1 protein-coding gene (cut by a window edge) is annotated in these 23297 nt (G+C 69.6%); it reads left to right on the forward strand.

Annotation, left to right across the window (positions count from 1 at the left end):
- Positions 1-43 precede the first annotated feature (43 nt).
- A protein-coding gene (locus tag ACPCXD_RS06020; protein WP_514132885.1) for a non-ribosomal peptide synthase/polyketide synthase crosses the window boundary here: on the forward strand, positions 44-23297 show its 5' portion. Its footprint extends 6329 nt past the window's final position; only the first 23254 of its 29583 coding nucleotides appear in the window; its start codon is at positions 44-46; the stop codon falls past the right edge of the window.

Raw genomic sequence — 23297 nt, forward strand, 5'->3', positions numbered from 1 at the left:
CAGCGCGATGCCGAGCGCAGGTTATTTCAGGAGGCTGACGTAGATGACGGGTGACATGGCGGGCAAGCCGGCGCTGGCGATCGAGGACCTTCCCCGGTTGCTCGCCGCCGTCGCGGAGATCGACCCCGACCGCGTCGCCCTCACCGACGGTGACACCCGTATCGGCTACGCGCGCCTGCGCGACGAGATCGCCACGCTCGACACCGCCATGGGTGGCGCGCTCGGTTTCGACGCGCTGTTCCCGGTCGTCCTGTCGAACATCGCGCCCGCTCTGCTGGGTGCTCCGGGTCTCGCGGGGGTGGTCGACGCCCTGCTGGCCGACGCCGTCGAGGTCCTCGGCGACGATGCAGCAGCACCGGCCACGGTCGATCCCGACACCCTCGTGGCGCGTTTCGACGCCCAGGTGGCGCGGACCCCCGATGCGGTCGCTCTCGAGTTCGACGGGCAGGCCCTGACCTACCGCGAATTCGATGCCCGCGCCAACCGTCTCGCACGTCACCTCATCGGTCTCGGTGTGGGCCCCGACGCACGCGTCGGTCTCGCCGTCCGCCGGTCGTTCGATCTGCTGGTCGGCATGTACGCGATCGTGAAGGCCGGCGGCGCCTACGTGCCGCTCGACCCCGACCATCCGGCCGACCGCCTGGCCTACGTCCTCGAGATCGCCGAGCCGGTCGCCGTCGTCACCACCGAGCGCGACGCCGTCGATCTTCCCGGTTCCGTCCCGGCGCTGACGATCGACACCCTCGACCTGTCCGAGATCTCCGGCGATCCGATCAGTCCGGAGGAGCGTCGCGGCGCGCTCACGGCCGATCACCTCGCCTACGTCATCTTCACGTCGGGTTCGACGGGACGACCCAAGGGCGTCGCCGTCGAGCACCGGGCGATCGTCGCGAACATCGACTGGCGTCAGTCCGAGTACGGCATGCGCGCCGACGACGTGGTGCTGCAGAAGACGCCGTTCACCTTCGACGTGTCGGTCTGGGAGTTCTTCTGGCCCCTGCAGGTGGGTGCCCGTCTCACGATCGCCGTGCCCAACGGGCACCGCGACCCGGCCTATCTCGCGCAGACGATGATCGAACGCGGCGTGACGATCGCGCACTTCGTGCCGTCGATGCTCGCCGTCTACCTCACCGAGCCCACCGCCGCGTCGGTGAGCACCCTCCGCTACGTCTTCGCGTCCGGAGAGGCGCTGCCCCCGCAGACCGTCGCCCGCTTCTACGAGATCTCCTCGGCGCGTCTGCACAACCTCTACGGGCCCACCGAGGCGGCGGTCGACGTCACCTATTTCGCGACCTCCGCCGACGACACCGTCGTGCCGATCGGTGCCGCCGTGGCCGATACCGGTCTCTACGTCCTCGACGAGGGTCTGCGCCCCGTCCCGGACGGTGTCGAGGGTGAGCTCTACCTCGCGGGCGTCCAGCTCGCGCGCGGCTACCTCCGTCGCCCCGATCTGACCTCCGATCGCTTCGTCGCCGACCCGTTCGGCGAGCCCGGCGACCGCATGTACCGCACCGGCGACCTCGTGAAGACGAACGACGACGGACAGATCGAGTACATCGGCCGCACCGACTTCCAGGTGAAGCTGCGCGGTCTGCGCATCGAACTCGGCGAGATCGAATCGGCGCTGCTCGACCACCCGGGCGTGCGGCAGTCGGTCGTCGTCGTGCACTCCGACCCCACGCTCGGCGACCACCTCGTGGCCTATCTCGTCACCGACGGCCGCGACATCGAGCGGTCCGAGCTCGCCGACGCCGTGCGCCGGCGCCTGCCCGACTACATGGTGCCGTCGCTGTTCGTCGAACTCGACGAGTTCCCGCTCGGCGGCAGCGGCAAGCTCGACCGGAAGGCGCTGCCCACCCCGGACTTCAGCTCTCTGCAGCGCGAGTACCGCGCACCGTCGACGGCCACCGAGCACGCCGTCGTTGCGGCGTTCGAGCAGGTCCTCGGCGTCGAGCGGCTCGGTGTCGACGACGACTTCTTCGAACTCGGCGGCAACTCGCTCAGTGCGACGCGGGTCGTCGCGCGGCTGAGCGCCGACCACAAGGTCCGCATCGACGTCCGTGAGTTCTTCGATGCCCCGACCGCGGCCGAACTGGCCTCGCTCGTCGACGCCGCCATGGCCTCGGGCGGCGACGGACGCGCACCGCTGGTCCCGCAGGTGCGTCCGGAACTGGTGCCGTTGTCGCTCGCGCAGCAGCGGATGTGGTTCCTCAACCGCTTCGAGCCCGAATCGGCGGTCAACAACATCCCCGTGGCGATCCGCCTGTCGGGGGCACTCGACGCGGCGGCCCTGCAGGCCGCGGTGACCGACGTGCTCGGCCGGCACGAGTCGCTGCGGACGGTCTACCCGGACGTCGACGGCGTGGGCTACCAGCAGGTGCTGCCGGTGGACGAGGTGGTGCCCGACCTGACGCCGGTCGCTGTGGCGGAGTCCGATCTGATCGCCCGGGCGACCGAGATCGTCGGCACCGGCTTCGACGTGACGACGCAGGTCCCCTTCCGGGCCCGGTTGTTCGCCGTCACCGAGACCGGGACCGCGGCCGAGCACGTGCTGGTGCTGGTCGTGCACCACATCGCGTCCGACGGTTTCTCGATGGGTCCGCTGACCCGCGACGTCGTGACGGCCTACGCCGCACGCGTCTCGGGCGACGCCCCGCAGTGGGAGCCGCTCGCCGTGCAGTATGCCGACTTCGCGATCTGGCAGCGGGAAGTGCTCGGCTCGGAGGACGATCCGGAGTCGATCATCTCCTCGCAGGTCGCGTTCTGGCGGGAGACCCTCGCGGGTCTGCCCGAGCAGCTCGATCTGCCGGCAGACCGTCCGCGACCGGCCGTCGCGAGCTACCGCGGTGCCTCGCACCGGTTCGTCCTGGGCTCCGAACTCCGTTCCGCCGTCCGCGATCTGGCCCGCCGCACCTCCACCACCGAGTTCATGGTCGTGCACGCGGCGCTGGCCGTGCTGCTGGCGCGTCTGTCGGGCACCGACGACATCGCGATCGGCACGCCGGTGGCCGGTCGTGGCGACGCGGCGCTCGACGATCTGGTGGGCATGTTCGTCAACACCCTGGTGCTGCGTACCCGGGTGGAGGGCGGCGAGTCGTTCGAGCAGGTGCTCGGCCGGGTGCGCGGCGCCGACCTCGAAGCGTTCGGGCAGGCCGACCTGCCGTTCGAGCGGCTGGTCGAGATCATCGACCCCGAGCGGTCGACGGCACGTCACCCGTTGTTCCAGGTGCTCCTCGCGTTCCAGAACCTCGACGCCGACTCCCTCGAACTGCCCGGCCTGACCGTCTCGGCGCTCGACGTCGACGCGGCACTGGCGAAGTTCGACCTGCAGGTCACCGTCTCGGACGACGCCACCGCCGAGGGTTATCTCGTCGACCTCACCTATGCCACCGATCTGTTCGACGCCCGGACGATGGAGTCCTTCGCCGAGCGCCTGACCCGGATCCTCACCGCGGTCGTGACCGAACCCGCACTCCCGGTCGGTGATGTCGCGCTGCTCGACGACGCCGAGCGCACCGATGTGCTCGTCACGTGGAACGTCACCGAGCACGAACTGGGCGATGCCCGGACCCTGGCGGAGTTGTTCGTCGAGCAGGTCCGGCGGTCGCCGGATGCGGTGGCGGTGGAGTTCGAGGGCGAGTCGCTGACCTACGGTGAGTTCTCCGGGCGTGTGAATCGTCTTGCGCGGCATCTGATCTCGCTCGGTGTCGGGCCGGAGACGTCGGTGGGTCTGGCGATGCGTCGCTCGCTGGATCTGCTGGTGGGTATGTACGCGGTCGTCACGGCCGGTGGTGCCTACGTGCCGATCGATCCGGATCAGCCCGACGATCGCAACGGTCACATCCTCGACACGGCCGCTCCCGTGGTGGTGCTGACCACCGAGCGCGACGGATTCTCCGTGCCGGCCACGGTATCGGTGCCGTCGCTCGCGATCGACGGCCTCGACCTGTCCGCGACCCCGGCCGAGCCCGTCACCGACGCCGATCGCGTCGCGCCGTTGCGGCCGTCGAACACCGCGTACTCGATCTTCACCTCCGGGTCGACGGGACGCCCGAAGGGTGTGGCCGTGGCCCATGCCTCGGTCGTCAACCAGATCCGGTGGATCACCACCGAATACGGGATCGGCCCCGACGACGTGGTGCTGCAGAAGACCCCGTTCACCTTCGACGTGTCGGTGTGGGAGTTGTTCGGCACCCTGGCCGTCGGTGCGCGCATGGTGATCGCGGTTCCGGACGGTCACCGCGACACCGCTTATCTCGGCACCGTCATCCGTGAGCGTGCGGTGACGGCGACCTCCTTCGTCCCGTCGATGCTCGCGGTGTTCGCGGCGTCGGTGTCCGCCGACGACTGCGTGTCGTTGCGCACCGTGCTCGTCGCCGGTGAGGCGTTCCCGCTGTCGGTGGCCGAGCAGTTCTTGCGGATCAGCGACGCCGAGCTCCACAACCTCTACGGCCCCACCGAGGCTACGGTGCACGCCACCGCCCGCCCGGTCGCAGGAACGACGGGCGGTTCCGTCGCGATGGGTGCTCCGGTGTGGAACACCCGCGCCTACGTGCTCGACTCGCGGCTGTCGCCGGTTCCCGCCGGTGTCGTGGGCGAGTTGTATCTCGCGGGCGTGCAGGTGGCGCGTGGCTACGTCGGCCGCCCCGATCTGACCGCCGAGCGTTTCGTCGCCTCGCCCTTCGGCGACGGTGAGCGCCTGTACCGCACGGGCGACCTCGTGCGCTGGAGCAACGACCGCAGCGGCGATCTCGAGTACCTCGGCCGCACCGACTTCCAGGTCAAGCTCCGCGGTCTGCGCATCGAGCTCGGGGAGATCGAGACCGCGCTGCTCGACCACACCGGGGTGTCGCAGGCCGCCGCGCAGGTGCGCCGCGATCAGCTCGTCGCGTACGTGGTTCCGGCCCCCGACACGACCTTCGACCGCGACGCCGCGCAGGCCGCGCTGAGCGCGGTGCTGCCGGCCTACATGGTGCCGTCGCAGTTCGTGGTCCTCGATGAGATGCCGCTCGGCAGCTCGGGCAAGGTCGACCGGAAGGCGCTGCCCGACCCGGTCTTCGAGGCTCGCGGCTTCCGTGCACCCACGACCCCGGTCGAGGAGGTCGTCGCCGGCGTGTTCGCCGACGTCCTCGGTGTCGACCGTGTCGGACTCGACGACGACTTCTTCGCCCTCGGCGGCAACTCGCTGATCGCGACGCAGGTCGTCGCGCGCCTCGGTTCCGAACTGGGAACCGTTGTGCCCGTTCGTGTCCTGTTCGAGGCGCCGGGTGTGGCCGCCCTCGCCGCCCGCGTCGAGCAGAGTGAGGCCCAGGGCCGCACGCCGCTCGTCGCGCAGGAACGTCCCGAGCGGGTCCCGCTGTCGCTCGCGCAGCAGCGGATGTGGTTCCTCAACCGATTCGAACCGGAATCGGCCGTCAACAACATCCCCGGCGCGATCCGGTTGACCGGTGCCCTGGACGTCGAGGCGTTGCGCTCCGCGGTGGTCGACGTGCTCGGCCGGCACGAGTCGTTGCGGACGATCTACCCGGACGTCGACGGTGTGGGCTACCAGCAGGTGCTGCCGGTGTCCGAGGTCGAACCCGACCTCACGCCGGTCGACGTCGCCGAGACGCAGTTGGTGCAGAGCATCACCGATCTCGTCTCGTCCGGCTTCGACGTCTCCACGCAGGCACCCTTCCGGGCGCAGCTGTTCGCGGTGTCGGCGACCGAACACGTGCTCGCGCTCGTCGTGCACCACATCGCCGCCGACGGTTTCTCGATGGGCCCGCTCACCCGCGACATCGTCTCCGCCTACGCGGCCCGCGCCGCCGGCGGCGAACCCGGCTGGGAGCCGCTGCCGGTGCAGTACGCCGACTTCGCGATCTGGCAGCGGGAGGTGCTCGGCTCGGAGGACGATCCGGAGTCGGTCATCTCCTCGCAGGTCGGTTTCTGGCGGGAGACGCTCGCGGGTCTGCCCGAGCAGCTCGACCTGCCGGCCGACCACCCGCGCCCTGCCGTCGCCACCAACCGGGGTGCCCTGCACGAGTTCACCATCGACGAGACGCTGCACGACCGCATCGTCACACTCGCCCGCGAACGCAACGCGACCCCGTTCATGGTGGTGCACGCCGCGCTGGCCGTGCTGCTGGCGCGGCTGTCGGGCACCGACGACATCGCGATCGGCACGCCGGTGGCCGGTCGTGGCGACGCGGCGCTCGACGATCTGGTGGGCATGTTCGTCAACACTCTGGTGCTGCGCACCCGGGTGGAGGGTGGCGAGTCGTTCGAGCAGGTGCTCGGCCGGGTACGCGGCGCCGACCTCGAAGCGTTCGGTCACGCCGACCTGCCGTTCGAACGACTCGTGGAGGTGCTCAACCCCGAGCGCTCCACTGCACGTCACCCGCTGTTCCAGGTGATGCTGTCGTTCCAGAACCTCGAGACCGGCACGCTCGAACTTCCGCGGCTGACCGTCGAGGCCGTCGACCTCGACATCGCGACCGCCAAGTTCGACCTCCAGTTCGTCGTCACCGAGACGCCGACCGCGACCGGTGCCGCCGAGTACTCGGTGGGCCTGACCTACGCCACCGATCTGTTCGACACCCGCACCGTCGAGCGCATCGCCGAGCGCTTCGTCCGTCTCCTCGATGCGGTCACCGGTGATCTCTCCGCCGCGATCGGTGATGTCGACCTGCTCGACGACGCCGAACGCGTGCAGGTCCTCGAGCAGTGGAACGACACCGACCACGCGCTCGACGGCACCTCGACCCTCGTCGATCTGTTCGCCGACCAGGTCCGGCGGTCGCCGGATGCGGTCGCGGTGGAGTTCGAGGGCGAGTCGCTGACCTACGGTGAGTTCTCCGAGCGCGTGAACCGTCTTGCGCGGCACCTGATCTCACTCGGCGTCGGCCCCGACGCGCGGGTGGGTCTGGCGATGCGTCGCTCGCTCGATCTGCTGGTGGGTATGTACGCGGTCGTCACCGCCGGTGGTGCCTACGTGCCGATCGACCCGGACCAGCCGGAGGATCGCAACGGTTACATCCTCGACACCGCCGCTCCCGTGGTGGTGCTGACCACCGCTCGCGACGGATTCTCCGTGCCGGGGGAGAGGTCCGTCCCGAGCCTGCTCGTCGACACCCTCGACCTGTCCGCGACGGCGTCCGATCCCGTCACCGACGCCGAGCGGACGTCCCCGCTGCGGGCGTCGAACACCGCCTACGTCATCTTCACGTCCGGGTCCACCGGACGGCCGAAGGGTGTGGCGGTGCCGCACGGCGCGATCGTCAACCGCCTGCGCTGGATGCAGCACGAGTACCCGCTCACCGGCGCCGACGTGGTGCTGCAGAAGACCCCCTTCACCTTCGATGTGTCGGTGTGGGAGTTCTTCTGGCCCTTGCAGATCGGTGCCCGACTGGTGGTCGCCGTGCCGGACGGTCACCGCGATCCGCGGTACCTGACCTCGGTGATCGAGCGGCGCGGCGTGACCGTCGTGCACTTCGTGCCGTCGATGCTCGCGGTGTTCGTCGCCGAGGCGTCGGCCGACGAACTCACGTCGCTCCGGCACGTCTTCGCCTCCGGTGAGGCGCTCCCGCCCGCACTGGCCGCACGCACGCGGGCACTGCTGTCCGACGCCGGCCTGCACAACCTCTACGGCCCCACCGAGGCGGCCGTCGACGTGACCTACCACGAGGCCACCGACGCCGACACGGTCTCCGTGCCGATCGGTGCCCCCGTGTGGAACACCCGCGTCTACGTCCTCGACGAGCGTCTCGCACCCGTGCCCGTGGGGGTCGCGGGAGAGCTCTATCTCGCGGGCACCCAGCTCGCGCGCGGGTACATGCAGCGCCCCGACCTCACTGCCGAGCGCTTCGTCGCCTCGCCGTTCGGCGACGGTGAGCGGTTGTACCGCACCGGCGACCTCGTGCGCTGGACGGAGGGGGCCGGCGAACTCGACTACATCGGCCGCACGGACTTCCAGGTCAAGCTCCGCGGTCTGCGCATCGAACTCGGTGAGATCGAGACCGCGCTGCTCGCCCTCGACGAGGTCGATCAGGCCGTCGTGCTCGTCCGTCAGGACCAGCTCGTCGCCTACGTCGTCCCGCAGGCCGGTGCGACCTTCGATCAGGTGGCGGCCGGTGCGGCACTGTCCGCACAGTTGCCGGCCTACATGGTGCCCGCCACCTACGTGCTCCTCGACGCCATGCCGCTCGGTGCGTCCGGCAAGCTCGACCGCAAGGCACTGCCCGACCCGGTCTTCGAGGTCAAGGAGTTCCGCGCTCCCACCACGTCCACCGAGCAGGTCGTGGCGTCGATCTACTCCGAGGTCCTCGGTGTCGACCGCGTCGGCCTCGACGACGACTTCTTCGCCCTTGGCGGCAACTCGCTCATCGCCACCCAGGTGGTCTCCCGCATCGGTGCCGCGCTGAACGCCACCGTGCCGCTGCGCCTGCTGTTCGAGGCCTCCACCGTGGAAGAGCTTGCGGCGCGCCTCGAACGCGGGGTCTCCGGCGGTCCGCGCCGGCCCCTCGTCGCCACCGAACGACCCGACCGGGTTCCGCTGTCGCTCGCGCAGCAGCGCTACTGGTTCCTCAACCAGTTCGACACGGCGTCCTCCGCGGTCGACAACATCCCGATCGCCGTGCGGCTCGTCGGTACCCTCGACGTCGAGGCACTCCGTGCGGCAGCACGCGACGTCATCGCGCGGCACGAATCGCTCCGCACCATCTACCCGGATTCGCCGGAGGGCCCGCACCAGGTGGTGCTCCCGCTCGACGGTGCGCTGCCCGAACTCGTCGTGCGCGAGGTCGCGGAGGCCGAACTCGAACCCGAGATCGTCGCCTTCATGTCGACGACCTTCGACGTGACCTCCGAGGTGCCCGTCGCGGTGCGCATCTTCCGCGTCAGCGACGACGAGCACATCCTCGCGCTGGTCGTGCACCACGTGTCGGCCGACGGCGCGTCGGTCGGCCCGCTGACCCGCGACCTGATGACGGCCTATGCGGCGCGCTCGCACGGCGACGCCCCGGCATGGGAGCCGCTGCCCGTGCAGTACGCCGACTACGCGCTGTGGCAGCGCGAGGTGCTCGGCAGCGAGGACGATCCGGAATCGCTGGCCGCGAAGCAGGTCGAGTACTGGAAGCAGGCCCTCGCCGGCCTGCCCGACCAGCTCGATCTCCCGTCCGACCGCCCGCGTCCGCCGAGCCAGAGCTTCCGCGGCGAATCGTTGCAGTTCACGATTTCGCCCGAACTGCACCGCGGCCTGCAGGACCTCGCGCGGTCGAAGAACGCGACGTTGTTCATGGTCGTCAACGCGGCCTTCGCGACCCTGCTGGCGCGGCTCTCGGGTACCCGCGACATCGCGATCGGCACCCCGATCGCCGGTCGCGGCGAGCGCGAGCTCGACGACCTGATCGGCATGTTCGTCAACACGCTGGTCTTCCGCAGCGACGTCGACCCGGCCCAGTCCTTCGAGCGACTCCTCGAAGGCACCCGTGAGACCGACCTCGGTGCCTTCGCGAACGCCGACGTGCCGTTCGAACGCCTGGTGGAAGTGCTGAACCCGGTGCGCTCGACCGCCCGCAACCCGCTCTTCCAGGTGGGTCTGTCGTTCCAGAACCTGGCGCGTACCCAGCTCGAACTGCCCGGTCTGACGGTGAGCTCCACCGATTTCGAGCTGCAGCTCGCCAAGACCGACCTGCAACTCACGGTGTTCGACCACTACGACGACGACGGTGCGCCCGACGTCATCGACGCCACCTTCACGTACGCGACCGATCTGTTCGACGAGTCGACGGTCGAGGGCTTCGCGCAGCGCTTCGTGCGTGTCCTCGAGGCGATCGTCACCGACCCGGCCACGGCCGTCGGCGACATCGACATGCTCGACGGATCGGAGCGGGTCGAGATCCTCGAGTCGTGGAACGCCACCGACCGTGCGGTCGAGCAGACGTCGACCCTGGCGGATCTGTTCGACGAGCAGGTTTCGCGGGTGCCGGATGCGACGGCGTTGGTGTTCGAGGGCGAGTTGCTGACCTATGCGGAGTTCGATGCGCGGGTCAATCGTCTTGCGCGCAGGTTGATCTCGGAGGGTGTGGGTCCGGAGTCGACGGTGGCGCTGGCGATGCGTCGTTCCGTCGAGTTGCTCGTCGGTATGTATGCGGTGGTCAAGGCCGGTGGCGTCTACGTGCCGGTGGATCCGGATCAGCCGGACGAGCGCAACGCGTACATCCTCGACACCGCTGCTCCGGTAGTGGTGTTGACCACCGAGCGCGATGCCTTCGTCGCGCCGGGGGAGAAGTCCGTCCCGAGCCTGGCGATCGACACGCTCGATCTCTCGGACGTCTCGGCCGATCCCATCGCCGACGTCGAGCGGGTCGCGCCGCTGCGTGCGTCGAACACGGCGTATGTGATCTTCACGTCGGGTTCGACGGGTCGGCCGAAGGGTGTGGCGGTGCCGCATGCGGCGATCGTCAACCAGTTGCTGTGGAAGCGTGAGCATTTCGGTCTCGGTGCCGATGATGCGGTGTTGTTGAAGACGGTCGCGACGTTCGACCTGTCGGTGTGGGAGTTCTGGTCCGCGCTGGTCTCCGGTGGCCGGGTGGTCATCGCGTCGGCCGACGGTCATCGCGATCCGGCCTATCTGAACCGGTTGCTGACCGAGCAGTCGGTGACGACCCTGCACGTGGTGCCGTCGATGCTCGAGGCTCTGATGGTCGACGCGGGTGGCACCCTCACGCCGTCCCTGCGGCAGGTGCTGGCGATCGGCGAAGCGCTGCCGCCGGCCACCGCGAAGCGGTTCGTCGAGCACAACGCCGCCCGGTTGGTGAACCTGTACGGCCCGACCGAGGCCGCGGTGTCGGTCACCGCCGGCGACGTCACCGACACCGCCGGTGCGTCGGTGCCGATCGGTGTGCCCGAGTGGAACACCCGTGTCTACGTGCTCGACGAGCGTCTGCATCCGGTTCCGGCCGGTGTCGCCGGCGAGTTGTATCTGGCCGGTGCGCAGCTCGCGCGCGGCTACTTCGGGCGCCCTGATCTGAGTGCGGAGCGGTTCGTCGCCTCGCCGTTCGGTGACGGGGAACGCTTGTACCGCACGGGTGATCTGGTGCGGTGGACCCGTGACGGGCAACTGGATTACCTGTCGCGCACGGACTTCCAGGTGAAGGTGCGTGGTTTCCGCATCGAGCTCGGTGAGATCGAGTCCGCCCTGCGGGCGATGGATGCGCTGCGTGATGTCGCGGTGATCGCCCGGGAGGACGAGCGGGTCGGCACCCAACTGGTCGCCTACGTCGTGCCCACCGAAGCCGACATCCTGGACGTGGCGACGGTCAGGAGCGACCTGGCGACGCAGGTGCCGTCGTACATGGTGCCGTCGGCGTTCGTGACGCTCGATGCGTTGCCGCTGAACGTCAACGGCAAGCTCGACCGCAGGGCCCTGCCCGAGCCGGTCTTCGAGACCCGCGAATTCCGGACCCCCGTCACGCCGGCCGAGCAGGCCGTCGCCGCGGTCTTCGCCGAGGTGCTCGGCGTCGAACGGGTCGGTCTCGACGACGACTTCTTCGAACTCGGCGGCAACTCGCTGCTCGCCACCCAGGTGGCCTCCCGGCTCGGAGCCGCACTCGGTGCGAAGGTTCCGGTGCGCGCCCTCTTCGAGAACACCACCGTCGAATCGCTCGCCGGTGCGGTCGAGTCGCAGCGCGGCGACGACCGCCGGCCTCTCGAAGCCGTCGAGCGGCCCGCACGCATCCCGTTGTCGCTCGCGCAGCAGCGCATGTGGTTCCTCAACCGCTTCGACACCGAATCGTCGGCCTACAACGTGCCGATCGCGATCCGGCTCACCGGCGATCTCGACGTCGACGCGCTGCAGGCCGCAGTCGGCGACGTCGTGGCCCGCCACGAATCGCTGCGCACCTTCTACCCGGAAACCGAGGACGGTCCCGTCCAGGTCATCGTTCCGGCCGCGCAGGCGGTTCCCGACCTCACTCCGGTGGACGTGCCGGAAGCGGACATCGTCGCCGCCGTCCAGGAACTCGCGGCGACGATCTTCGACGTCACTACGGCCGTGCCGCTGAGCGCGCGACTGTTCCGGGTCCGTGAATCCGACTACGTCCTCGCCTTCGTGGTCCACCACATCTCCGCCGACGGCTCGTCGATGGGGCCGCTCACGCGCGACCTCATGACGGCCTACGTCGCGCGGTCGCAGGGCGATGCCCCCGCGTGGGAGCCGCTGTCGGTGCAGTACGCCGACTTCGCCATCTGGCAGCGCGAGGTGCTCGGCGACGAGGACGATCCGGAATCGCTGGCCGCCGAGCAGGTCGAGTACTGGAAGCAGGCCCTCGCCGGTCTGCCCGACCAGCTCGACCTCCCGTCCGACCGGCCGCGTCCCGCGGTCCAGTCGTTCCGGGGCGGCCGCGTCGACTTCACGGTCGAGGCCGACCTCCACCGGCGCCTCGCCGACCTCGGCCGGCGCACGAACACCACGATGTTCATGGTGCTGCACACCGCACTCGCGGTGTTCCTCGCACGCATGTCCTCGAGCGACGACATCGCGATCGGCACGCCGATGGCCGGTCGCGGTGAGCGCGAACTCGACGACCTGATCGGCATGTTCGTCAATACGCTGGTGTTCCGGACCCATGTCGAGTCGGACGCGTCGTTCACCGAACTCCTGGGACGGACCCGTGAGGCCGACCTCGGCGCGTTCGCGAACGCCGACGTGCCGTTCGAGCGGCTCGTCGAGGTGCTCAACCCCGCGCGGTCCACGGCACGCCACCCGCTGTTCCAGGTGGGTCTGTCGTTCCAGAACCTCGCGCAGGCCGCACTCCAACTCCCCGGTCTCACCATCTCCGGCCTCGACACCGACATGGAGATCTCGCAGTTCGACCTGCACCTGATCGTCACCGACCGCTACAGCGACGACGGCACGCCCACGGGCATCACCGGCTACTTCACCTACGCGACCGATCTGTTCGACGAATCGACGGTCGCGGAGTTCGCCGCCCGGTTCATCCGCGTGCTCGACGCCGTGGTCGACGACCCGGCCCTGCCGGTCGGCGATCTGCCTCTCCTCGACACCGCGGAAACCGCGCGAGTGCTCGAGGCGTGGAACGACACCGCGCACCCCACCGCCTCTGCCACCTTGGTGGATCTGTTCGACGAGCAGGTTTCGCGGGTGCCGGATGCGACGGCGTTGGTGTTCGAGGGCGAGTCGCTGACCTATGCGGAGTTCGATGCGCGGGTCAATCGTCTTGCGCGCAGGTTGATCTGGGAGGGTGTGGGTCCGGAGTCGACGGTGGCGTTGGCGATGCGTCGTTCGGTCGAGTTGCTGGTCGGTATGTATGCGGTGGTCAAGGCCGGTGGCGTCTATGTGCCGGTGGATCCGGACCAGCCGGACGATCGCAACGCGTACATCCTCGACACGGCTGCTCCGGTGGTGGTGCTGTCCACCGAACGCGACGAGTTCACGGCACCGGGGGAGAAGTCTGTCCCCACCCTGTTCCTCGACAGCCTGGATCTGTCCGAGCTGTCCGCGTCGCCGGTGACCGATACCGAGCGGATTGCGCCGCTGCGTGCGTCGAACACGGCGTATGTGATCTTCACGTCGGGTTCGACGGGCCGGCCGAAGGGTGTGGCGGTGCCGCATGCGGCGATCGTCAACCAGTTGGTGTGGAAGCGTGAGCATTTCGGTCTCGGTGCCGATGATGCGGTGTTGTTGAAGACGGTGGCGACGTTCGACCTGTCGGTGTGGGAGTTCTGGTCCGCGCTGGTCTCCGGTGGGCGTGTGGTCGTCGCGTCGGCCGACGGTCATCGCGATCCGGCTTATCTGAACCGGCTGCTGACCGAGCAGTCGGTGACGACGCTGCACGTGGTGCCGTCGATGCTCGAAGCATTGATGGTCGACGCCGACGGAGTGCTGGCTCCCTCGCTGCGCCACATCCTCGCCATCGGCGAAGCGTTGCCGCCGGCGACCGCCCAGCGGTTCCTGACCCACAACCGGGCGCGGCTCGTGAACCTGTACGGTCCGACCGAGGCCGCGGTGTCGGTCACCTCCGGCGACGTCACCGATACCTCGGGTGCGTCGGTGCCGATCGGTGTGCCCGAGTGGAACACTCGTGTCTATGTGCTCGACGATCGGTTGCATCCGGTTCCGGCCGGTGTCGCCGGCGAGTTGTATCTGGCCGGTGCGCAGCTCGCGCGCGGCTACTTCGATCGACCTGATCTGAGCGCGGAGCGGTTCGTCGCCTCGCCGTTCGGTGACGGAGAACGCTTGTACCGTACGGGCGACCTGGTGCGGTGGACCCGCGACGGGCAGTTGGATTACCTGTCGCGCACGGACTTCCAGGTGAAGGTGCGTGGTTTCCGCATCGAGCTCGGTGAGATCGAGTCCGCCCTGCGGGCGATGGATGCGCTGCGTGATGTCGCGGTGATCGCGCGGGAGGACGAGCGGGTCGGCACCCAGCTGGTCGCCTATGTCGTGCCCGCGGATGGTGCGCAGGCGGACATCGAGTCCATCAGGTCCGCGCTCGGCGCCCGGGTGCCGTCGTACATGGTGCCGTCGGCGTTCGTGACGCTCGATGCGCTGCCGCTGAACGTCAACGGCAAGCTCGACCGCAGGGCCCTGCCCGAGCCGGTCTTCGAGACCCGCGAATTCCGCGCTCCGAGCACCCCGGTCGAGGAGATCGTCGCCGGCGTGTTCGCGGACGTCCTCGGCCTCACCCGCGTAGGTGTGGACGACGACTTCTTCGAACTCGGCGGCAACTCGCTGCTCGCCACTCAGGTCGTCTCGCGGATCGGCGCGGCACTCGACACCCGCGTCCCCGTGCGCGTGCTGTTCGAGGCCCCCAGTGTCGCGGCGCTCGCCGTCGCGGCCGAGCAGCACACCGGTGCGGCGGCACGTCCGCCGCTGGTGCCGCAGCCGCGGCCCGAGCGTGTGCCGCTGTCGCTGGCGCAGCAGCGGATGTGGTTCCTCAACCGCTTCGACACCGAATCGTCGGTCAACAACATCCCGGTCGCGGTCCGCCTGACCGGGGCGCTCGACCTCGGTGCGCTGCAAGCAGCGGTCCAGGACCTGCTCGCCCGGCACGAAGTGCTCCGCACCGTCTATCCCGAGATCGACGGACAGCCCTACCAGCTGATCCTCCCCGTCGCGGAGGCCGCGCCCGACATCGACGTCGAATCGGCCACCGAGGGCGACCTGCTGCAGAAGGTGACGGCGGTCGTCTCCCGCGGGTTCGACGTCACCACCGAGATCCCGCTGCGCGCACGACTGTTCGAGCTCTCCGAGCGCGATCACGTGCTCGTCTTCGTCGTCCACCACATCAGCGCCGACGGCTGGTCCATCTCGCCGCTGACCCGCGACGTCATGACGGCCTACATGTCCCGCGCCGAGGGTGAGGCTCCCGGCTGGGCACCGCTGCCCGTGCAGTACGCCGACTTCGCGATCTGGCAGCGCGACGTGCTCGGTGACGAGGACGATGCCGCGAGCCTGCTCGCGGCGCAGGCCGGCTTCTGGAAGCGCACCCTCGCCGGGCTCCCGGACGAGCTGAACCTGCCGATGGACCGGCCGCGTCCCGCGGTGCAGTCCTTCGCCGGCGGCAAGGTCGACTTCCTCCTCGACGCCGACACGCACCGCGGTCTCGCGGCGCTCGCGCGGCGGACCGGCACGACGATGTTCATGGTCGTGCACACCGCGCTCGCGGTGTTCCTCGCGCGGATGGCCGACACCGACGACGTCGCGATCGGCACGCCCATCGCGGGTCGCGGTGAGGCCGAGGTCGACGACCTGATCGGCATGTTCGTCAACACCCTCGTGCTGCGCAGCCGGGTGGACACGGGTGAGGGCTTCTCCGACCTGCTCGCACGAGTGCGCGAGGCCGACCTCGAGGCGTTCGCCCATGCCGACATCCCGTTCGAGCGGCTCGTGGAGATCCTCAACCCCGAGCGGTCGACGGCACGCCACCCGCTGTTCCAGGTGGTCCTGTCGTTCGAGAACCTGCCCGAGACCGCTCTGGAACTGCCCGAGCTCACCGTCTCCGGCGTCCCGTTCGAGGTCGACACCGCGAAGTTCGACCTGGGCCTGACCCTGCGCGAACACATCGACGGATCCGGCGCACCCGCCGGCCTGTCCGCCGAGTTCTCCTACGCCAGTGCACTCTTCGACGAGAGCACGATCCAGCGTTTCGCCGAGCGGTTCACCCGACTGGTCGGCGGCATCATCACGGACGACCGCGCTCCGGTCGGCGACCTGCCGTTGCTCGCCGACGACGAGTTCGCACAGCTCACGGCCATGCGCGGACACGACGTCGTCACCGAACCGAGCACCCTCGCCGAGTTCCTCACGCGCGGCGTCGCGATGGATCCCGACGCCGTCGCGGTGCGGTACGAGGGACGGTCGATCACCTACCGCGAACTCGACGAGACCTCGTCGAGGCTCGCGCGGGTGCTGATCGATCGCGGCATCGGCCCGGAGAACTTCGTGGCCGTGTCGTTCCCGCGCTCGTACGACATGACGGTCACCGTCATGGCCGTGGCCAAGTCCGGTGCGGCGCACGTCCCCGTCGACCCGACCTATCCGGCCGACCGCGTGCGCTACATGCTCGACGACTCCGGGGCCACCCTGGGCATCACGTCGTCCGAGTTCGCCGGTGGACTGCCCGACGACGCGGAATGGCTGCTGCTCGACGACCCGGCGTTCGCCGCGGACGTCGAATCCCGCTCCGCTGCACCGATCACCGACGCCGACCGGGTACGCCCGATCCGGGTCCACCACCCGGCCTACCTGATCTACACGTCGGGGTCGACCGGCAAGCCCAAGGGCGTCGTCGTCACCCACACGGGTCTGGCGGGCCTGAAGGACATGGTCACCGATCTGTACGGGGTGACCTCCGAATCGCGGTTCCTGCAGATCTGCTCGCCCAGCTTCGACCCGTCGGTGCTCGAGTGGATGGCGGCCTTCGCATTCGGCGCGACGCTCGTGATCGTGCCCGCCGGGATCATCGGCGGTCCGGATCTCGCCGAGCTGCTGAAGACCGAGCGCGTGACGCACACGATCATCACGCCGGCGGTGCTCGGCACGATGGACTCCACGGGCATCGACAGCTTCGAGGTGCTCTCCGTCGGTGGCGACGTGACGACGCCGGAGTTGCTGGCCGAATGGTCGCAGCGCACCACCTACGTCAATGCGTACGGCCCGACCGAGGCGACCATCGTGTCGACCTTCGGCGAGATGGAACCCGGACGTCCGATCACCATCGGCGAACCCATCGTGGGCATGACGGCCCTCGTGCTCGACTCGCGTCTGCGTCCCGTCGCCGCCGGCATGGCGGGTGAGCTCTACGTGGCCGGCCGGGCACTCGCCCGCGGATACCACCGCCGCAACGCGCTGACCGCCGAGCGGTTCGTCCCCAACCCCTACGGCGAACCCGGCGACCGCATGTACCGCACCGGCGACGTCGTCCGGTGGCGGCCCGTCGAGGACCGGCTCGAGATCGAGTTCGTCGGCCGCAGCGACTTCCAGGTCAAGGTGCGCGGTTTCCGCATCGAACTCGGTGAGATCGACGCGGTCCTCAGCGCACACGAGTCGGTGAACTGGGCGACGACGGTGGGGCGGTCCACCCCGTCCGGCGCGACCGTCCTCGTGTCGTACGTGCTGCCCGTCCGCGGCCGGACGGTCGACACCGCGGAGTTGACGGAATTCGTGGCGCGGTCGTTGCCGCCGCACATGGTGCCGTCGGCGATCGTGGTGCTCGACGAGGTGCCGTTGACGCCGGTGGGCAAGCTCGATCGTGATGCTCTGCCGGAGCCGGTGATCGAGGAGCGCGAGTACCGCGCTGCCGAGAGTGAGGTCGAGCAGATCATCGCGGAGGTGTTCGCGGAGGTTCTGCATCTGGACAAGGTGAGTGTCGACGAGTCGTTCTTCGCGCTCGGTGGTGACAGCATCGTGTCGATCCAGTTGGTGTCGCGGGCGAAGGCGCGGGGTGTGGTGTTCACGCCGCGCGACGTCTTCGAGCGTCGGTCGGTGGCGGGCCTCGCCGAGGTCGCCACCCGCGCCGACGAGACGCAGGCCGAGCGACTCGAGGAACTCCCCGGTGGCGGTGTCGGCGAGGTGCCGCTCACCCCGATCATGCGCGAGGTCCTCGGCTGGCCCGGCGGCTTCGACCGCTTCTCGCAGACCGTCGCCGTGACCCTCCCGGCCGACATCGACCGGGACGTGCTGACCCGCACGATCGGTGCGGTCGTCGACCATCACGACGCGCTGCGCTCGATCCTCGAACGCGATGCCGACGGAGAGGTGACCCTGCGGGTCCGCTCCGCGAGCACCGTGGACCCGGACGCCCTGCTGACGCGGGTCGAGGTCGCGGCCGACGTCGACGACGCCGAGCTCACCGAGATCGCCTCCCGCGAACTCGATTCCGCGCTCGGAGCACTCGACCCGTTCGCCGGCTCGGTGCTGCGATTCGTGTGGTTCGACTTCGGCTCGGCCGAACGTCGCGGCGTGCTCCTCGTCGTCGCCCACCACCTGGTGATGGACGGCGTGTCGTGGCGCATCCTGCTACCCGACCTCGGTCTGGCCTGGGGCCAGATCGTCTCCGGTGAGCAGCCGCGGCTCGAGGTCGTCGGGACGTCGCTGCGCCGCTGGGCCCACGGCCTGGTGGATGCCGCGGCACAGCGCCGGTCGGAACTGCCGCTGTGGGAACGGATCCTCGAGGGACCGGACCCACTGCTCGGCGAGCGTCCCTTCGACCCCGCCGTCGACGTCACCTCCACCGTCGAACGCATCGAGATGAACCTCGACGCCGCGCAGACCGATGCACTGCTCACCACGGTGCCGGCCCTGTTCCGCGGCGGTGTCGCCGACGGTCTGGTGGCCGCGCTCGGACTGGCACTCGTGAGCTGGCGCCGCGACCGCGGCATCGAATCCTCCTCCGCCCTCGTGAAGTTCGAGGGTCACGGTCGCGAGGAGGCCGTGGTGCCGGGTGCCGACCTGTCCCGGACGGTCGGCTGGTTCACCAGCGCCTACCCGGTGCGGGTCGACCTGACCGGCATCGACGTCGACGACGCCGTCTCCGGTGGAGCCGCGATGGGTGCGGCGGTCAAAGCCGTCAAGGAACAGCTGCTGGCCATTCCGGACAAGGGCATGGGCTTCGGTCTGCTGCGCTACCTCGATCCGGAATCGTCGGCACGACTCGCCGCCATCGCACGCTCACCGCAGATCAGCTTCAACTACCTCGGCCGCGTCTCCTCCGCGGACGTGCCGGAGGAACTCGCCGAGATCGGCTGGGCCCCGACCGACGCGCTGGGACGCGTCGACGCCGCCCTCGACGCCGACATGCCCGCGAGCGCGGCGATCGACATCAACGCGATCGTCAACGACGGCACGGACGGCCCGCAGCTCGGCGCGAACATCGCCTTCCCCGCGGGTCTGCTCGACCGCGAGGACGTCGACGAGTTCGTGCAGCACTGGCGGGCCGCCCTCGCGGCGCTCGTCACGCACGCCGCCGACCCCGCCGCCGGTGGGCTCACGCCCTCCGACGTGCCGCTCGTGTCGGTCACCCAGGCCGATCTCGACCGTTGGCACGTGCGCTACCCGTCGCTGGCGGACGTATGGCCGCTGTCGCCGCTGCAGTCCGGTCTGCTCTTCCACGCGTTGATGACCGGCGAGGACGACGTCGACGTCTACACGATGCAGGCCGTCCTCGACCTCGAGGGAGAAGTGGATCCCGAGCGGCTCCACCGCGCCGCGCAGGCACTGCTCGACCGGCACGCCAACCTGCGGACGGTCTTCGTGACCGACGCCGACGGCGACTCGGTGCAGCTCGTCCTCGACGACGTGCAGGTGCCGTGGCGCACCGTCGACCTGTCCGCCGAGGTCGCCGCGGACGGCGTCACCGCCACGGTGCCGTTCTGGAAGGACGAGGAGGCACGCCGCTTCGTCATGGACACCGGACCGCTCATGCGGTTCGTCCTCGTGCACCTCGGCGACGGCCGCTACCAGCTCGGCGTGACCACCCACCACGTGCTGGTCGACGGCTGGTCGATGCCGCTGCTGATGCAGGACCTCATGGCCCTGTACGCGACCAGGGGAGAGGTGTCCCTGCTGCCGCGGGTGCGCTCGTACCGCTCCTTCCTCGAATGGGTCACCGCCCGCGACCGCGAGTCCTCCCGCGAGGCGTGGGCGCAGACCTTCGCCGGCTTCGAGGAGCCGACGCTGCTCGCCCCGCAGACCCCGCGCCATCCCGGACTGCAGGGCGACGACCGGGTCAAGGTCGAACTCGACGCCGAGCGACTGGCCGCCGTCAGCGGCGCCGCCGCGCGCCTCGGTGTCACGGTGAACACGCTCGTGCAGGCCGCCTGGGGTGTGCTGCTCGGCCGCCTCACCGGCGCCGAGGACGTCGTCTTCGGCGCTACGGTCTCGGGTCGCCCCGCCGACCTGCCCGGTGTGGAGTCGATGGTCGGCCTGTTCATCAACACGCTGCCCGTGCGGGTCGCCTTCGATCCGGACGAGCCCGTCTCGGCGTTCCTCGAACGCCTGCAGGGTGAGCAGGCCGCACTGCTCGGCCACCACCATCTCGGACTCACCGAGATCCAGCGGGCGACGAGTCCGTCGGTCGCCTTCGACACGCTCACCGTGTTCGAGTCGTACCCGCTCGACGAGGAAGCCCTCGCCGAGCAGTCCGCCTCCATCGACGGCATGGCTGTCACGGGTGTGGGCACCCACGACGCGACCCACTACCCGCTGAGCCTGTTCGTGCACCTGCGCTCCGCGCTCGAGGTCGAACTGCGTTACCAGCGAGCACTGTTCGACCGCGATCAGGTCGAAACACTCGTCGAGCGTTTCGTCCGCGCACTCGAGGCGATGGCGCAGCAGCCGGAGATGCCGGTCGGCGACATCGCGCTGCTCGGCTCCGAGGAACTCGACCGGATCCTCCATGCGTGGAACGACTCCGATCATGCCCTCGACGGGACCGCACTGCTCACCACGCGTTTCGACGTGCAGGTGGCACGCACCCCGGATGCGGTCGCGCTGTCCTACGAGGGCGAGGAACTGACCTACGCCGAGTTCGACGCGCGGGTCAACCGGCTCGCCCGGCACCTGATCGGCCGTGGTGTGGGACCGGAGTCGCTGGTCGGCCTCGCCGTCCGCCGCTCGACGGAACTGCTCGTGGGCATGTACGCGATCGTGCGGGCCGGCGGCGCCTGGGTGCCGATCGACCCGGATCATCCGGCCGACCGCATCCGCCACATCCTCGACACCGCAGATCCGGTGTGCATCGTGACCACGGCGCGCGACGAGTTCGAGATCCCGTCGGGAATCGCCGTCGACGCGGTGGAGATCGACCGGCTCGACCTCGCGGCCGTGCCGGCGACGCCGCTCCGCGACGAGGACCGGCTCTCGCCGCTGCGTCCCGACAACACCGCCTACGCGATCTTCACGTCCGGCTCCACCGGACGGCCGAAGGGCGTGGCCGTGACGCACCGCGCGATCGTCAACCAGACGGAATGGATGCTGCACGAATTCGAGATGACCTCGGAGGACGTGTACTTCCAGAAGACCGCGACGACCTTCGACGTGTCGCTGTGGGGCTTCTTCATGCCGCTGAGCGTGGGTGCGAAGCTCGTGATCGCCACCCCCGACGGCCACCGCGACCCGGCCTACCTGTCGGAGGTCATCGCCCGCGAGAAGGTGACCATCACCGACTTCGTGCCGTCGATGCTCACCGTCTTCGCCGCGCACGCCGACGCCGCCTCGTGCAGCACGCTGCGCGACATCTTCGTCATCGGTGAGGCTCTGCCGCCCGAGACGATCGACGGTGTGCGGCGGATCAGCTCCGCGGACATCGACAACCTCTACGGACCGACCGAGGCCGCGGTCTCGGCCACCTACTGGCAGGCGCCCGCCGAGGGACCGGTCGACGTCGTGCCGATCGGTGTGCCCGAGTGGAACGTCCGCGCATACGTGCTCGACGGTCGTCTGCGGCCGGTGCCGGTGGGTGTCCCGGGTGAGCTCTACCTCGCGGGTGTCCAGCTCGCGCGCGGCTACGTCCGGCGACCCGATCTCACCTCCGACCGGTTCGTCGCCAACCCGTTCGGTGCACCGGGCGACCGGATGTACCGCACCGGCGACCTGGTGACGTGGAACGGCGACGGCGAGCTCGAGTACATCGGCCGCACCGACTTCCAGGTGAAGTTCCGCGGTCAGCGCATCGAGCTCGGCGAGATCGAGACCGCCCTGCTGGCACACGAATCGGTCAATCAGGCCGCGGTCGTCGTGACCCAGACCCAGACCGGTGACCAGCTCGCCGGCTACGTCGTGCCGGTGCCGGGCCACGAGATCGACAGCGGTGCGCTGATCGAGTTCGTCTCCGGCTCCCTGCCGTCGTACATGGTGCCCGCCGCCGTGGTGGTGCTCGACGAGTTCCCGCTCAACACCTCGGGCAAGCTCGACCGCAAGGCGCTGCCCGCGCCGACCTTCGAGGTGCGCGAGTTCCGCGCACCTCGCACGCCGGTCGAGGAGATCGTGGCAGGCACCTTCGCCGACGTGCTCGGCGTCGACCGCGTGGGTCTCGACGACGACTTCTTCGCGCTCGGCGGCAACTCGCTGATCGCCACGCAGCTCGTCGCCCGCCTCGGATCTGCGCTCGACGTCCGGGTCCCCGTGCGGGCCCTGTTCGAGGCCTCGACCGTCGAGGCGCTCGCCGCGCACGCCGAACGGCAGGCCGGTACGACCGGGCGTGCCCCGCTCGTGCCGCAGCCGCGCACCGACCGCATCCCGCTGTCGCTCGCGCAGCAGCGCATGTGGTTCCTCAACCGCTTCGACAACTCGTCGGCCGCCGACAACCTGCCGGTCGCCGTGCGGCTCACCGGGGCGCTCGACGTGGAGGCCCTGCAGGCGGCGGTCCGCGACATGCTCGACCGTCACGAGGTGCTGCGCACGATCTACCCCGAGGACGACGGGCGTCCCTACCAGCTCGTCCTGCCCACGGCAGATGCGGCACCGCAGGTCGTCGCCGAGGACGTCGACCCGGCGGACGTGCCGGATCGGATCCGCGAGATCGTCACCACCGGTTTCGACGTCACCGCGGAGTTGCCGCTGCGGGTGGCGCTGCTGCGGCTGAGCGAGACCGACCACGTGCTGGTCTTCGTCGTCCACCACATCAGTGCCGACGGCTGGTCGATGGCTCCGCTGACCCGGGACGTCATGACCGCCTATCTCTCCCGTGCACACGGGGAGGAACCGGGCTGGACGCCGCTGCCGGTGCAGTACGCCGACTTCGCGGTGTGGCAGCGCCAGGTGCTCGGCTCCGAGGACGATCCCGAGAGCGTGC

The organism is Rhodococcus sp. AB351 (assembly GCF_049538275.1).
Classification (GTDB): Bacteria; Actinomycetota; Actinomycetes; order Mycobacteriales; family Mycobacteriaceae; genus Rhodococcus.